This window comes from Thermococcus sp. (assembly GCF_015523185.1).
Lineage (GTDB): Archaea > Methanobacteriota_B > Thermococci > Thermococcales > Thermococcaceae > Thermococcus.
In genome coordinates this window covers 1-13,984 of the sequence record NZ_WAKV01000040.1, presented here as the reverse complement: position 1 = coordinate 13,984, position 13,984 = coordinate 1, and the positions used below count along the sequence as shown (strand labels likewise).

Sequence of the window (13,984 nt, the reverse complement as noted above, 5' to 3'; positions counted from 1 at the left end):
GAGAACTCCTCACCGTGTTTTCCACCTCCAACGCCTTCCCTCTCCGTCAGAACGCCCTTGGTGGGGGCCTCATAGTAAGGTGGGGCCGAGAAGATCACGTCAAAGCGCTCTCCCTCAGGAACCACACCGCGGATTAGCCCGCCGTTGCTCCTGATTAGCCTCACTTTAGAGTTGTTTCTCTCGATGTTTCTCCTCGCGTATTCAAAAAACTCCTTATCGAGCTCCGTTGCCGTAACATTACAGCCGAAAATTCTCTCGGCAATCAGTGCCATTAAGGCGGTATGCCCGGTTCCTACCTCCAAAACCCTCTCACCACCCCTCAGGAACGTCTTTAGGAAGAGGTAGCGCGAAACAGGAGTTGTCACGAGTCCCCGCGGGTGGTACTCAATTTCGAGGCCAAAGAGCGCCTTTGCCACCGCCCTGTTGTAGAGGATTCTCGCCCTTCTGTTCGAAAAGTCGAGCCTTCCGTGCTCGTCGAGATATTCCCCGAGTTCTGGGAACAGCTTAACCGCTTCCCCTATCGGCAGTCCGAGTTTGCCGTCCTTCCAGAGAACCATGGTGAAAGGTGGGAAAGGGAAAGAAAAGGCTTTCGCTCAGCGTAGCATGAGGTAGGCCATGACCTTCGCGTCTTCCACCATGTTGTCTATCTTCGCGTACTCGTTGGGCTGGTGTGCCGTCTCGTCGAGTGTTGCCCACACCACCGCGGGGATTCCCTTTCTCCTGAAGAACGCTGCAAAGGTTCCGCCGCCTATTCCCCCAACTATCGCCTCCTTTCCGCGGAGTTCTTTTATGGCCTCCTTTAGGAGTCTTACGATTTCGCTGTCCGGGTCTGTCGGAGGTGTCGGGTCAGCCCTCTGGAGTATCTCAACCCCGACCTCCGGTAGAACCTTTCCGTTGAGCTCCTTCCTGTACCTCTCCCTAACTACCTCGGCGAGCTTCTCAACGTCGCTCAGAATATCGTCGAGGCTGTAATCCGGGAGAACCCTGCAGTCAAAAACCACCTCGTGTTCTCCAGGGATTATGTTGGGGCTGTCCGCGGGGTTCCCGCCCATGGTCGGCTCAAAGGTGCTCTCGGGTGGGTCGAACAGCTCGTTTTTCTTGTTGTACCTCTCATGGAGGAGTTTATCAAGGTTGTAGGCCAAATCGAGCGCTACACGGTGGGCGTTTAGTCCCTTTTCGGGCATGCTCGCGTGAACCTGCTGGCCCTTGACTTTGAGCCTGAACCAGAGTATCCCCTTCTCGGCAACCTCAATGAAGGTTCCCTCCTCGTTTCCGCCGTCGGGAACGAGAACGAGGTCGTTTTCCCTGAAAAGCTCAGGGTGGTTTTTCATCAGCCAGTCTATGCCGTACTTGCTTCCGGTTTCCTCGTCGCTGACGAAGGCCAGGATAACGGTTCGCTTCGGCCTTATCCCGAGGTTCATGAGGGCTTTAACCGCGTAGAGGGAAGCCACTAAACTCTGGCCGTTGTCCTCGCTCCCCCTGCCGTAGACCTTTCCGTCCTTAACGACCGGCTTAAAGGGCTCCGTAACTGTCCACTTGCTCAAATCCCCTGGCGGGACAACGTCGAGGTGGGTTAAAATCCACAACCTCTCGCTCTCCTCGCCCTTCTCACCGTAGTAGTAGGCCAGAATGTTCGGTCTAACGCCGTTCTTGGCCCTCTCGTCGGGGGCGTTGTAGACCTCAACTTTGTCGAAGGGCCAGTCCTTTATTATCTCGAGTAACTTCTGGGCCTTGCCGTATTCTCCCTCGTAGCCGTAGTCTGGGCTTATCGCCGGGATTTTTATGAGCTCGACGAGGGTCTTTACCATCTCATCTCTCAGGTTCTCGACCTCTTTCTCAACCCTTTCGAATTCCATCGTAACCACCGGGTTTACTTCTCCGGGGAGCTTAAACCGGTTTCGGAGCGCTTATATACCCCACCGCCTAAAGCCTACCGTCCGCAAAGGAAATGGAGGTGAGGCGGTGATAGAGATAACCTTCCTCGGGAGCGGTGGGGGGAGGTTCATAACAATAACCCAGTTCCGCTCCACGGGGGGATTCCACATAAGGGCGAGCAGGAACGTCTACGTTGACCCCGGGCCCGGAGCCTTGGTGAGGAGCTGGCGCTACAAACTCGACCCCAGGAAGCTTGACGCAATCTTCGTTTCGCACAGGCACGTTGACCACTGCAACGACCTTGAGGTAATGGTCGAGGCCATGACTGGTGGCGCGCTGAAGAAGAGGGGGACGCTTATAGCATCGAAGAGCGTCGTTTACGGCGATGAGACCCACACTCCCGCGATAAGCAAGTACCACATAGACGTCCTTGAGAGCGTCCACACGCCGGAACCGGGCAACAAGATAGCGATAGGCGAGGAGGAGCTCCTCATAACCCCGAGCCAGCACTCCGACCCGACGACGATTGGCTTCCGCATGAAAACTTCCTACGGTGACATCTCATACATTCCAGATACTGCCTACTTCGATGGGCTCGTTGAGTGGCACGATGGAGCTAGGCTTCTCATCGCGGCCATAACAAGGCCGAGGGATATGGGGATTCCATACCACCTCAGCACGGACGATGCCGTTGAAATGCTCAAGAGCATGGAGAAGAAGCCAGACGCTCTAATAATGAGCCACATAGGAATGAAGATGCACTTCGCCAACCCCTACAAGGAGGCCAAGTACATAGAAACGGTGACGGGCGTGAAGACCTACGTGGCCAAGGAAGGGTTTAAGGTGATGGTGAATAGAAAAGAAATAGCCGTCAGGACCCTTAGACCTGCGCGCTTCGTTTGAGATTTTCCACCTCTTTTACCACGGTCTTATAAGCAAGTTCGAAGAGTCTGTCCCTTCTTTTCTCGCTCGGTCCCTCGACGACCACGCGAACCTTCGGTTCCGTCCCGCTGGGCCTCACGAGAACCCACGAGCCGTCCCTTAGGTTGAAGCGGAAGCCCGAGATTGTGAGCACTTCTTTGATTTCTCCTCCGAGGGCTTCCTCAAGCTTTTTCCTTGCGTTCTCAACGACTTTAGCTTTGAACTCGTCGGGGCACGGAACGTTATCCTTCCTGAGGTAATACACCGGAATCTTGGAGGCGAGCTTTGAGAGCGGGCCGTTCTCGTCAATCATCTTAATAAGCAGTGCCATCGTCACGAAGCTGTCAATCCAGTTGCCGAACTTTGGATGGACAAGCTTCCACGGTTCGCCGGCAAAGATGGCCTTGTAGCGTTTTATCCCGTCGTGGGGCTGGCCGAGGGGGACCCTGACGACCTTTCCTCCTGCTTTTTCGACGACCTCATCAATCCTCGAGCCGGTGTTTATTGAGGTAACAACAACCCCCCCACCGTTCTCCTCGACGTAGTGTTTGGCGAAGAGCGCTATTACCGTGTCCTCGTCTACGTAGTTGCCCTTCTCGTCAAAAACTGCTATCCTGTCCGCATCCCCGTCCTGGGCTATCGCCAAATCCACACCGAGTTCCCTTACCAGTTTCCCGAGGTAGGCTATGTTCTCGTATCTCGGTTCGGGCTTTCTCCCCGGAAAGTGTCCGTCAACGTGGGCGTTTATGCTTATAACCTTCGCTCCCATCTCCCTGAGCAGGTACGGGGCCAAAACGTTTCCGGAGCCGTTGGCACCGTCGTAGAGCACCCTAAGGCTCGTCTCGTGACTCACAAAGTCGAGAACTGCCCCGATGTAATCGTCAACAACGTCGAGGGGCTTAACCGTTTTAATCTCGTTCCACTCCGCCCTTCTGAACTTCCCGGAGAAGATTATCCCCTCAAGCTCCCTCTCCTGCCCCACGTAGAACTCGGTTCCATCGCCGTTGAAGACCTTTATCCCGTTGTCTGTCGGCGGGTTGTGGCTTGCGGTTATCATGACACCCGCATCGCCGTGTTCCCTTGTCGCCCAGGCCAGGGCGGGTGTAGGAATTAAATCCGCGTCGAGGACTTCCATTCCGCTCGCGAGAAGACCGGAAACGAGCGCGTTTTTGAGCATTACGCTGGAAGTTCTCCCGTCGCGGGCAACGACGGCCTTTCCGTCCCTGTAAGTCCCGATGGCCATGCCGACCTTCATCGCCAACTCAGGGGTTACTTTCTCCCAGAGCCTACCCCTAATCCCAGCCGTGCCGAAGAGTTTCATACCACCACCGGCTCTATTTTGTTCGTGGCTTATAAACGTATATCGCGAGGTTGTCGTGGTTGATGAGCTTGAACCCCCTTGGAACGGTGTCCCCGCTCAGGGGCAGAATAACCGCTGGAACGCCCGTTCTGTGGCTTAGCTTGGCGATTGGCCCCATTATCTCGGGTGTTGGTCTAACGGAGTACAGAACCACGGCATCTCTGTAGAGTTTAAGACTCGGACTGAACAAATCGTCTTTTACTGCGTTTATCCCAAGCTTTCTCGCATTTTCAACGGCCTTCTCGTTCCAATCCACGGCTAGAACGTTGTAACCAAGTTCCATGAGCTTTAGGGCAACCTTTGGCTGGAAGCCAATTCCGAGTTCCACCGCTTTTCCCTTTGGAAAGTTTTTTGAGATGAACTCCGCTATTCCCTCCAGCATGTTTAAAGTTCTGGCTTTCACTTAAAAAGTTAGGCAAAAGCTTTATACACTCCCCGTGACCATATACCACTAAGGATGAACAAACTAAGGTTAGTGACTAGGTGACGGAAATGAGGGAGGAGGAAATCGTTGAAAAGCTTCAAAAGCTCGGTCTGACCAAGTACGAGAGCCTGGCCTACATAACCCTTCTCAAGCTCGGCCCGAGCAAGGCCACCGATATAACTAAGGAGAGTGGAATTCCGCACACCCGCGTTTACGACGTTCTAAGCTCACTCCACAGGAAGGGCTTCGTTGACGTTATGCACGGGACTCCAAGGCTCTACCGTCCGGTTAATCCAGAGGTCGTCCTTGAGAGAATAAAAGAGGAGTTCATAGAGGACATCGAGAAGCTTAAAGAGGCCTTTGTTGAGCTCTACAGACAGACCCACGGTCAGGACCTGCCGGAAATCTGGACGATTCTCGGGTTTGACAACACCCTTGAGAGGGTTCAGCACATAATAAGGACAGCCCGCCACGAGGTTCTAATCAACACTCCCTACGAGTTCCTGGAGCTCCTCCGGAGGGACATAAAAGCCCGGAAGGATCTCGTCTTCGTAATCGTGACGAACCTCCCGGATGAAATCCCAGAGTGGCTTATGGCTGACAACATTCTACTCGCGAGAACTGGCGGTGCCCCCTGGCTTATGGCCAGCTGGATAATAGGGGATGCAGACTACGCAATATTCTTCGGTGCCATTCCAAAGGACAAGCGCAGGGAGAAGTTCTACTCCTTCTGGGCCAAGAGCCCGAGGGCTGTCTTTCAGTACATGCACTGGTTCTACACGATTTACTTCGACAACAGCGAGGTAGTTAAGCCCCTGAACTACGAGGCCATTCCAAAGCCCCTAACACTCGTCAACATAAGGACTCTGATTACAATCCTTAAACAGGTCGGTCTTCCTAGGGAGGCCGAAATCATCGGAAAGCTTGTAGATACCCGAGAACCAATCGAGCTCCACGGAAAGGTCGTTGACTACGAGTACACCCCTCTGGTTGCGAACGTCACAATCGAGGCCGGTGGCAACCGGTGGAAGGTCGGTGGAATAAGCAGTTACGTTGAGGACGTTGAGGGCGAGAGGTTTATACTCCTCGAGTGATGCCTATGCGCGTTCTTATGCTTTCCTTTGAATACCTTCCCGTCAAGGTAGGAGGTCTAGCTGAGGCAGTTACGAGCATAGGAGAAGGTCTTGTGGAACTAGGCAACGAGGTGGTTGTCTTCACCCCCAACCACGGGAGGAACCTGGGCGAGTACCTATTTTCTTTTGCGGTTGCATTTGAGGGCAGGAAAGTCTCAATAACAGTGAGAAAAAGGGAGCAGAACGGTGTCGCGGTCTACACCCTCTCGGGAGACGTCCTTGATACCGATGTTTACCCCGACTGGGAGACCCTACTCAGGAAGGCGGTACTCTTTGGTAAGGCCTCCGTCGGTTTGCTTAACAGTATCGTTGGGGCCTTTAAGCCTGATGTAATCCATGCCCACGACTGGCACACCGTTTTTGCCCTTGGGTTACTCAAAAAGTACTTCCAAGTTAGAGCCGTCTTTACGGTTCACAGGCTTAACAAGGCCAAGATTCCCGCTTACTACTTCCACGAGTCCAACCTGGGCGAGCTCGCGCCTTATCCGGACATAGACCCGGAGCACACCGCCTGCTATGTAGCCGATGCGGTCACAACGGTGAGCAGGAGCTACCTCTGGGAAGAGTGGGGGTTCTTTGGAAACTTCGACGGCAAGGTAACGCACGTTTTCAACGGCATCGACTGCTCTTTCTGGAACGAGGAACTCCTTGAAAACTCAAACCTTCCAAGGGAGGAGCGGAGGAGGAGAATCCTGGAGAGCTTTGGCCTCTCCGATGGAAAGGCATTCATGTTCATCGGCCGTTTCGACCGCTCCCAGAAGGGTGTTGATACGCTCCTACGGGCGATAGAGATACTCTCAAGTGACCCGGCTTTTGGGGACATACGCTTTCTCATAGTCGGAAAGGGTGACCCAGGCCTTGAGGCGTGGGCGAGGGCCGTTGAAAACCGCTTTCCAGAAAACGTTAGGGTAATCACCGATGTGCTTCCAAGGGAGACCGTCCGCGAGCTCTACGGCTCCGTTGACTTCGTGGTTATTCCCTCCTCTTTTGAGCCATTTGGCCTCGTCCAGCTTGAGGCGATGTGTCTCGGGGCGGTTCCAATAGCCAGTTCCGTTGGCGGGCTTAAGGACACGATAATCGACCTGAACGCCGACCCGGAGAACTCCACTGGAATCCTCGTCCCGCCGAGAGATGCTTTCGCCCTCGCGAAGGCCATGATTTTGGCGAAGGAACTCGATGAAAAGACCCTTGAAAGGCTCAGGGAAAACGCAAGGATGAGAGCCAGAAAGGACTTCACGTGGGAGAACGCCTGCCGGAGGTATCTCCTTGTCTACGAAAACGCCGTGGACAAGGCGGTTCCCTTTCTCCGCTAACGCCAGCCGTATTTGGCCAGAAACTTCTTTTTAAGCCTTTTTATCGTCCCCGAAACGCCAAGGGTCCTGAAGATAGCCCTTGAGCCGTTTATTTCCGTCATGAGGGTGAGGGCAAAGCGGAGTTCCTCGACGTGCTTTCTGTCAACCCTAACGATGCCAGTCTGGCTCTTTTCATCGAACTTGATGAACCATGGCTTTGTCCTTGCCGAGCCGAGAACGCCGAGAGCTGAGAGGCTGGCCTCCCATACGGCCTTCCTCACTTCCTCCTTCCTGAAGGACCTCTCACTGATTAGCTGGAAGGCTATGTAGCGGTGCTTCTCACGAAGCGTTGGGGGTAAGTACTTCGGCTTCTCCCTCATAGGCATCGGACAACTTTGCCCGCCAACGTTTTTAAGGTCTATCCCAGGGTTAGGGTTGGCGGGGTGAGAACTTTGGTTTGGGAGACGCCGTACTTCTCATACGCCGTTCGGGAGTTGCCGAGGGGCTGTCAGCTCTGCGTTAGAGGGGAGAAGCTTGTCCTCTTTACCACCGGTGTATGCCCAAGGGACTGCTTCTACTGCCCCCTAAGTCAATGGAGAAGGGAGGACGTTGTTTACGCCAACGAGAGGCCCGTGAAAAGCGTTGATGACATCATCGAGGAGGCAATTATCCAAGAAGCTAAGGGAGCTGGAGTGACCGGTGGCGACCCGATGGCGAGGCTTAACAGGACCGTTGAATATATTAAGGCCCTAAAGGAGGCCTTTGGCGAGGACTTCCACGTCCACCTATACACCACCGGAGCTCTGGCCACAAAAAAGAACCTCGAAAAGCTCTACGATGCTGGTTTAGACGAGATACGATTCCACCCCGACCTCTTCAATCCAAATTCGAGGCTCTTCAAGGTTGAGATAGAGAACATAAAGAACGCCTTCGACTTCGACTGGGATGTTGGTGGCGAGATACCCTCGATTCCGGGCCAGTTCGAGAGGATGAAGTGGTACGCTGAATTTCTTGATGACCTTGGGGCGAAGTTCCTCAACGTGAACGAGCTTGAGTTCAGCGAGACAAACCTGAGGAACCTCCTCGACAGGGGTTACGGGCCTATAAGCGACGAGAGCTCAGCAATAAAGGGCTCCCTTGAGCAGGGCCTTAAGCTCCTTGAGTGGGGTGAGAAAAACACCTCACTGAGCTACCACCTCTGCACTGCGAAGCTGAAGGACGCTGTACAACTCAGGAACAGGCTTAAGAGGATGGCTAAAAACGTGGCAAGGCCCTACATGGAAGTGACTGAAGACGGAACGCTCCGCTTTGGCATCGCGGAATACGGGGATTTGGATGAGCTCTACGACCTTCTCGTCAACGAGGCTGAAGTTCCAGCGGAGTGGCTCCACGTCAACCGCGAGAATGGCAGGATAGAGATGCCCGAAGAAGTGGCTATCGAGCTCGCCGAGGTGATAGAGGGCGACGTTAGGTTCTTCATCGTTGAGGAGTACCCGACCTTTGACAGAATCGAGGTTGAGAGAATTCCCCTTCCCTGATTTTATTCCCTTCGCTTGAGTTCGGCCGAAAGGGTTATTTACCCCGCTGAATATTAACGGCCATGCGGGTCTTCATCAAAGACTACTTCATTCCATGGCTGTTGACCATCGTCTTCTGGGTTGTCATCTGGGTTCTCTTTCCAGGAAAGGAGAAAAACTTCTCGCTCCCAAACATCGTCTCGATTTTTCTCCTCCTAATCATCTTCCTCCTCGTGGCTTTGTACTTCGTTGGGAGGACCCTTGAACGCTACGGCTACTCGCGAAGGGACGTTAAAAGACTTTCGGAAATTATCGAGAAAACCCACGGGAGGCTCTACCTCTCCAAAGAGGTTTTTAATACCGTCGCAAATGCACTTATTTTCTGGGGGCTGTTTTCTTCGGCAGTTCTCCTAACAGAGAATCCCCTGTGGGGAGTCCTCAACGCCGTTGCGATGTTCGCTCGAATATTCTCGTTTTTCGTTCTGCTGGTCTCCATGGTAATATGGGTGTTGGGGTTTCTTCCCTGTCTCTACAGGCTTCTCAAGGGGAGAGAACCAAACAGGAATTTTCTTGTTGAGATAATGAAGCTCAACCTTATCTTTACGGCAACTCTCCTGGCGGTCAGGCTCATCGCGCTTCACGCTGGCGACATTTCTGCCCCCCACTACCTCACGGAACTAATCGCCTTCGGAAGAAACGACAGGGTTGTGAATGCTCTTTTTGAGCTTTCGGCGCTGAACTTCCTCTTCGGGCTGGTGGGCTTTTACGGGCCCAAGAGAATCGGAAAGGGTACGGCTCTGCTCCTAACACTAATTGTTCTCGGCCAGCTGTGGGTTGCCTGGGGAATGTTTGCGGGTTAAATTCATTATTTGCTCAGGATTAATCTAACCACCGGGTCCGTCAGGGAGTACCTCCCATCTTCCTTCTCAACCCATCCCATCTTTTCCAGGTTCCTGAGAAGCTCGTAGAGCCTGGGCTCGGGAGTTTTCATCCCCTTTACCTCCAGGTAGTCCCTTATGAGGCCCCACCTATCGTAGCCGAGCGCAATTGCCCTCAGAATTTGGATGTATCTCCTGCTCCTCCTCTCCAGCTCCGATATCTCCCCCAGGACAAGGGCCTTTGCAACTTCGAGGGATGCCTTCAACGCATTGTCAAAATCTCTCTTTTCGAGGTATTTCACCCCGAACAGCACAAGCCAGCCCGGTATGCCGTCGAGAACGGAGACCGCCCTTTCAATGTCCTCCGCTGGGACTTTTATCCCTGTCTCCTCGAATCCTGCCCTCAGGAAGGCCCTTGAAGTTTCTTCATCAAAGGGCTTGACGTAAACCTCTCCCCCAATTCTGCCGTAGAGCGGACTTTCGTAGTCGTTTATCCCAAGAAAGTCGTGAAGCAAACCGACCTCCGAGCCCGTTAGAACGATTCGAAGATTCGGCAGGCTGTCGTAAGCGTGGGCAAACAAGGCCAACAGTTCTTTTCCGCCCCTCGAACCGTAGAACCTCAGGTACTGTGCCTCATCAAAGGCGATGATGAATTTCTCCGTTTTCCCACCAAACTCGTTCAGCTCCCTGAAAACGTCCCTCAGCGGAACTTCTCTTGGCTCGACTTCAAGGAACCTCATGTTGAGCTTTACTTTGAACTTGGAGGATACCCTTTGGATGAGACTTCCCTTTGACTGGAGCTCTTTGATTAGGTCTTCCTTTGTTATGTGGCCCCTCTCGGCGTAGAGCTCCCGGCAGTCTATCAGGATTCCGGGGTTTTCGTTGAGATAAGCTCTAAGGATGGAACTCTTTCCAACGCGTCTTATCCCGAGGAGAAGCGTTAGTGGATAGCGCTCAACGCTCTTTTCAAGCTCTCTGAACTCCATCTCCCTGTCAAAAATCTCCTCTCTTTTGTCTTTCGGTCTCAGGTCGAACAGCACTCACGCCACCGTAAGTAACTTACGGGAGCATAAGTTATAAGGGTTTCGAAATGTTTATCTATTTCGTGCATGCATGCACTTATAGGTAATGCCCTTGGGTAAGACTATAACCATAGCCGATGACCTCTATTACGAGCTCGTTAAGATGAAGGGTAAGAAGAGCTTCTCAGAACTCCTCAGGGAGTTCATAGGCAAGAAAAAGAAGGGCAACCTCGACGTGCTCATGATAGCCTTTGGGGCAATGAGTGAGGAAGAGGCCAAGGAGTTCGAGAAGGAAATGAAGGAGGTTGAGGAATGGATGGACTCTTGGACACCAGCGTGGTGATTGAACTGTTCAAGGGGAATACCAAGGTTTCCACCCAACTTCTTCCCGAGGAGGAGTATGCACTTCCCTTCATAGTCCTCTTTAAGCTCCTCTGTGGCAGACTTAAGCCCAGACAGAGACTTGCCCTTGAGAAGATGCCGGTTGTGGACTTTGACAGGGCAAGCGCCGAAGTGGTTGGAGAGATATTCAAGGATTTGACCTCAGAGGGGCAGAGACCTCCAATGAAAGACCTGCTAATCGCGGCAACTGCAATAGCCCACAACATGACCCTCTTCACTTGCGACAGGAGCTTTGAGAGATTCAAGGAATATGGGCTCAAGGTGAAACTCCTGGAAAAGTAGCCCCGGTGCTCCTCCTTTGTTGAATGATGAACTTGGCTTCCCGAGGCGATGTGAAGTTGAAGGGAGAATATTTCCTCCTTTTAAGCTTCTTTGCCGGAGTCCTCTTTCTGACGGCTCTACTCGGTCAGGAACTCTCCATTTCGCTGGAAAAAAGCCTTCCCTTTGCGGTTATCCTGGCGCTCCTCTATACTCTGGCCTATGTTGTCCGAAAGGAACCCGAATGGAGAAAGTCCGGGCCCTTAAAATCCAGGGGTTTGAGGTATCTAATCTTTTTCATGGGCTCGTTTGGGTTCGGTGTGCTCTTATTCGGGCTTTTGTATCTAGCTTTTTCAAAACCAGGAACTTCCTTCGCTTCCATCGTTAAGGTGCTCGGTATTCTCTTTGCAATGGGCACTTTCCTGATGTTCCTAGCATCGGCGTTTCATAGCAGGAGTAAGACACTCGAGAAAATCACCTACTCTTGGCGAGATTTTCTGAGAGAGCTTTCAGCGTCAATTCTTCTGTTCGTGATTTCTTACTTCTCCGGCGTTTGCCTTGAAAGGAGTGTTTCAATGGCTCTCTACGTTTTTGTTGTCGCCGGCTGGTACTACTCCATGATAGCGCATAGGTATATTATACCTGGGCGGATACTTAAAATCCGGGCAGTCGTTAATTTCGTTGCCGTCGGCTTGGGACTTTACCTGTTTGTAATCAGAAACGCGCTCATAAGTGTTTTAATGGGAGTGCTGTTTGCGTTTGCCTTGGAGAAGGACTACGAGATAACCAGAAAGCTCGTGGAAAAGGGACTTCTGGATAGGAGATACGCCGAGAGCGGTGCCTTTGGTGCCTTCTATGCCCTCCTTTATCTGTTTGGAATGGTGGTAGCTTTGACTGTTGTCACTGGAAATTATAACGTTTCTTTCATTAGGGAATCCCTGTTAACGATGTTCAGGCTACTCTATTTATTCACGGCGATTTTCCTCCCCTTCGGGACGCTTCTCGGGTGGGCGAGGCTGATGGTCCCTTAGGAATGAACTGGAAAATGGACATTTGTGTTCTTTTGTTCGCTCTTTTACTCTGGCTTCTTTTGATTAATTCTCGTTGTTTTGATACGGTTGGAAATTGAAAATCCTACGAAAAAAAAAACGTTAGCTAATCCAACTAGTAAAAGAAAAAATTTATATAAGCAAATGTGTTATTTGAGATGACCAACTGGTCAGGTGGTGGCCATGAACTGGAGGAGGACTGCTTTCAGTCTCTTCCTCGTGGCCATGGTGTTGAGCCTGCAGTTGATAGCCGCCTCCCAAGCAATGGCAATGAGCACTAACAACGCCAGCATTACCTTCCGCAGGGCAGTGGTTGCCTGGTATGACGATAAGGGCAGGCTCCAAATGAACGTTACATGGATTAACAAGGTCGTTAACTTCACTAACCTGACTAAGGGCTGTCCGCTCTACAAGTCCAACGTTACTCCCAAAGTTAACGTTTCAATAGTCACACTTTACAACATGAGTGAAAGGCATGAGCAGTTGCTGTTCTTCAGGCTGAACTTCTACAACAGCACGTTTAACTATACGATGTACGCGCTCGTTTATCGTGCCGAGAGGAGCCAGTACAACTTTACTCTTGTCACGAGGATATTTACTGACCCTAAGACTGGAGCGTACAGGGCTTACCTGACTGGAATGAACATTGCTCCTGATGATAAGAAGTCTCTTCCGGTTGGAGATGTGATACTCACCGCCAATAACTTGACGCTTTCCCAGTATTACTGGACTCTTAACAGGGTTCTTATGAAGCTCAAAAAGCACGACGAGACGAGATGGATCTGGGGTAGGAGTGCATTTGAGTTGAGGCACTTATCGCACCTGGTGAGACTCAAACTTCCAGAATATAACCAAGGGAAAGCAGCAGGAATGACAATAACAATGGACAGTCTAAAGTGCACTGTTTGTCAGGCTCTAGTTTTCTTGATCTGTGTAGGTCAGGTTGGAGAAACTCTTGGGTGTCCTGTGGATTGTGCGTTGGTGTGTGCAGAATGGGGGTATGCTTCATTTATATGCGTGGGTATCTGCCTCCCCATATGTGAAGGAGTTCTGGGACTGATACAGGTCTACGGCTGTGACAAAGGCGCTGGACTTATCTGTGAATATGCTGGAGCTTGTTGACTCTGTAACCTTTTATATCTTTGTTTTCAGGAACACTTGGGGGGTGATGTCTTTGAAGTTCATTATCATAAAGATGTTTAGAAATAGAGATGAGTTATGCAAGTTTTTGGAAAGGCCTAATTCAGAATCTTCATTTGGTATCCTTAAAGTGGCAATCTTTATCTTTGTGAGCATCCTAGTCGAGCGTATATTTCCAGGCTCTGAGCTCACTAAGAATGTGGTAATCGTTACACTAGGCCTAATAATTTTTGCAGGTTTTCCTAGATTGATGGCAAGGAGACGTAGAAACACACTTTAGATCCCTTGAATTTTCCAGGTTTGAGTGATAACAGGGGGAACAGAACCATGACCCCTGTTGAATACATCCTCGGTGCAGGTTATGGGCTTTCGCTGTGGTTAATAACCTCAGGAATCATCAAGTACCTCAAGGAACCAAAGACATTCTCCTTTGTTCTCAAAAAGGATACGTTGAGCCCAGTCCCAGAGGAGAAGCTTCCGGAGGAGGTAAGGGCCTACAAAGACTGGCTTGAGGAATCGTTTAAGAGGTGCGTACTTGAAAAAAACGAGAAAAAGTGCCATGAGGGAGCTGCTGGCGGGGTTCGTCCTCTTGGCCATTACCTTGGTCGTTACCCTGGCAATGGCATAGGATAGAAGAAAAGAAGGAACATACTCACTCCTCCACCTTCTCAATCCCTATCTTCGCCTGAACCTCAGGCCATTCAACCACGTAG

16 protein-coding genes are annotated in these 13,984 nt (G+C 51.6%); 10 read left to right on the top strand and 6 right to left on the bottom strand.

Annotation, left to right across the window (positions count from 1 at the left end):
- Together F7B33_RS04695 and F7B33_RS04690 are read right to left on the bottom strand one after the other, a co-directional pair.
- Positions 1 to 557, bottom strand: a 557-nt coding sequence (locus F7B33_RS04695; RefSeq protein ID WP_297073415.1) for an RlmF-related methyltransferase, incomplete at its 3' end; no start/stop codon positions are given.
- Positions 558 to 593: 36 nt separating this feature from the next.
- Entirely contained in the window at positions 594 to 1,856 is a 1,263-nt protein-coding gene (locus F7B33_RS04690; RefSeq protein ID WP_297073428.1) for a M20 family metallo-hydrolase, read from the bottom strand.
- A gap of 106 nt (positions 1,857 to 1,962) precedes the next feature.
- Here F7B33_RS04690 and F7B33_RS04685 point away from each other — a divergent pair, with 106 nt between their 5' ends.
- Entirely contained in the window at positions 1,963 to 2,778 is an 816-nt protein-coding gene (locus F7B33_RS04685) for an MBL fold metallo-hydrolase (RefSeq protein ID WP_297065372.1), read from the top strand.
- Here F7B33_RS04685 and glmM read toward each other — a convergent pair.
- Both glmM and F7B33_RS04675 read right to left on the bottom strand, forming a co-directional pair.
- Positions 2,756 to 4,117 (bottom strand): phosphoglucosamine mutase, encoded by a 1,362-nt coding sequence (gene glmM, locus F7B33_RS04680; protein WP_297073413.1) that lies wholly within the window; start codon positions 4,115 to 4,117, stop codon positions 2,756 to 2,758. The two genes, F7B33_RS04685 and glmM, sit on opposite strands and share 23 nt — an antisense overlap.
- Positions 4,118 to 4,130: 13 nt before the next feature.
- The gene (locus tag F7B33_RS04675; protein WP_297062685.1) at positions 4,131 to 4,538 is read right to left on the bottom strand and encodes a UPF0146 family protein; all 408 of its coding nucleotides are present in this window, start codon (positions 4,536 to 4,538) and stop codon (positions 4,131 to 4,133) included.
- A gap of 110 nt (positions 4,539 to 4,648) precedes the next feature.
- Between F7B33_RS04675 and F7B33_RS04670 the strand changes: the two genes are divergently transcribed.
- Entirely contained in the window at positions 4,649 to 5,674 is a 1,026-nt protein-coding gene (locus tag F7B33_RS04670) for a TrmB family transcriptional regulator (protein WP_297073411.1), read from the top strand.
- A 5-nt stretch (positions 5,675 to 5,679) separates the two neighbouring features.
- The gene (locus F7B33_RS04665; protein ID WP_297073425.1) at positions 5,680 to 7,026 is read left to right on the top strand and encodes a glycogen synthase; all 1,347 of its coding nucleotides are present in this window, start codon (positions 5,680 to 5,682) and stop codon (positions 7,024 to 7,026) included.
- On the opposite strand, the gene F7B33_RS04660 is transcribed toward F7B33_RS04665, so the two are convergent.
- Entirely contained in the window at positions 7,023 to 7,385 is a 363-nt protein-coding gene (locus tag F7B33_RS04660) for a ribonuclease P protein component 2 (protein WP_297073421.1), read from the bottom strand. The two genes, F7B33_RS04665 and F7B33_RS04660, sit on opposite strands and share 4 nt — an antisense overlap.
- Positions 7,386 to 7,457: 72 nt before the next feature.
- Between F7B33_RS04660 and F7B33_RS04655 the strand changes: the two genes are divergently transcribed.
- Both F7B33_RS04655 and F7B33_RS04650 read left to right on the top strand, forming a co-directional pair.
- A complete protein-coding gene (locus tag F7B33_RS04655) occupies positions 7,458 to 8,543 on the top strand; it encodes a radical SAM protein (protein ID WP_297073419.1) in 1,086 nt (361 codons plus the stop codon).
- Between the two features lie 62 nt (positions 8,544 to 8,605).
- Positions 8,606 to 9,382, top strand: a complete 777-nt coding sequence (locus tag F7B33_RS04650) for a hypothetical protein (RefSeq protein ID WP_297073408.1) — start codon at positions 8,606 to 8,608, stop codon at positions 9,380 to 9,382.
- A gap of 5 nt (positions 9,383 to 9,387) precedes the next feature.
- Here the strand turns inward: F7B33_RS04650 and F7B33_RS04645 are convergent, their stop codons facing one another.
- Positions 9,388 to 10,440, bottom strand: coding sequence for an ATP-binding protein (locus F7B33_RS04645; RefSeq protein ID WP_297073406.1), 1,053 nt, complete (start codon positions 10,438 to 10,440; stop codon positions 9,388 to 9,390).
- Between the two features lie 94 nt (positions 10,441 to 10,534).
- On the opposite strand from F7B33_RS04645, the gene F7B33_RS04640 reads away from it, so the two are divergent.
- From F7B33_RS04640 to F7B33_RS04620, 5 genes are all read left to right on the top strand, one after another.
- Positions 10,535 to 10,765 carry an antitoxin VapB family protein gene (locus F7B33_RS04640; RefSeq protein ID WP_297073417.1) on the top strand — a complete coding sequence of 77 codons (231 nt, stop codon included), beginning with the start codon at positions 10,535 to 10,537 and terminating at the stop codon, positions 10,763 to 10,765.
- Positions 10,735 to 11,106, top strand: coding sequence for a type II toxin-antitoxin system VapC family toxin (locus F7B33_RS04635; RefSeq protein ID WP_297073403.1), 372 nt, complete (start codon positions 10,735 to 10,737; stop codon positions 11,104 to 11,106). The genes F7B33_RS04640 and F7B33_RS04635 overlap by 31 nt, the downstream gene beginning before the upstream one ends.
- A 50-nt stretch (positions 11,107 to 11,156) precedes the next feature.
- Positions 11,157 to 12,113 (top strand): potassium transporter Kef, encoded by a 957-nt coding sequence (locus F7B33_RS04630; RefSeq protein ID WP_297073402.1) that lies wholly within the window; start codon positions 11,157 to 11,159, stop codon positions 12,111 to 12,113.
- A 201-nt stretch (positions 12,114 to 12,314) separates the two neighbouring features.
- Positions 12,315 to 13,253 carry a halocin C8-like domain-containing protein gene (locus F7B33_RS04625; protein WP_297073398.1) on the top strand — a complete coding sequence of 313 codons (939 nt, stop codon included), beginning with the start codon at positions 12,315 to 12,317 and terminating at the stop codon, positions 13,251 to 13,253.
- A 345-nt stretch (positions 13,254 to 13,598) separates the two neighbouring features.
- Positions 13,599 to 13,904, top strand: coding sequence for a hypothetical protein (locus tag F7B33_RS04620; protein WP_297073396.1), 306 nt, complete (start codon positions 13,599 to 13,601; stop codon positions 13,902 to 13,904).
- The last annotated feature ends 80 nt before the right edge of the window (positions 13,905 to 13,984 follow it).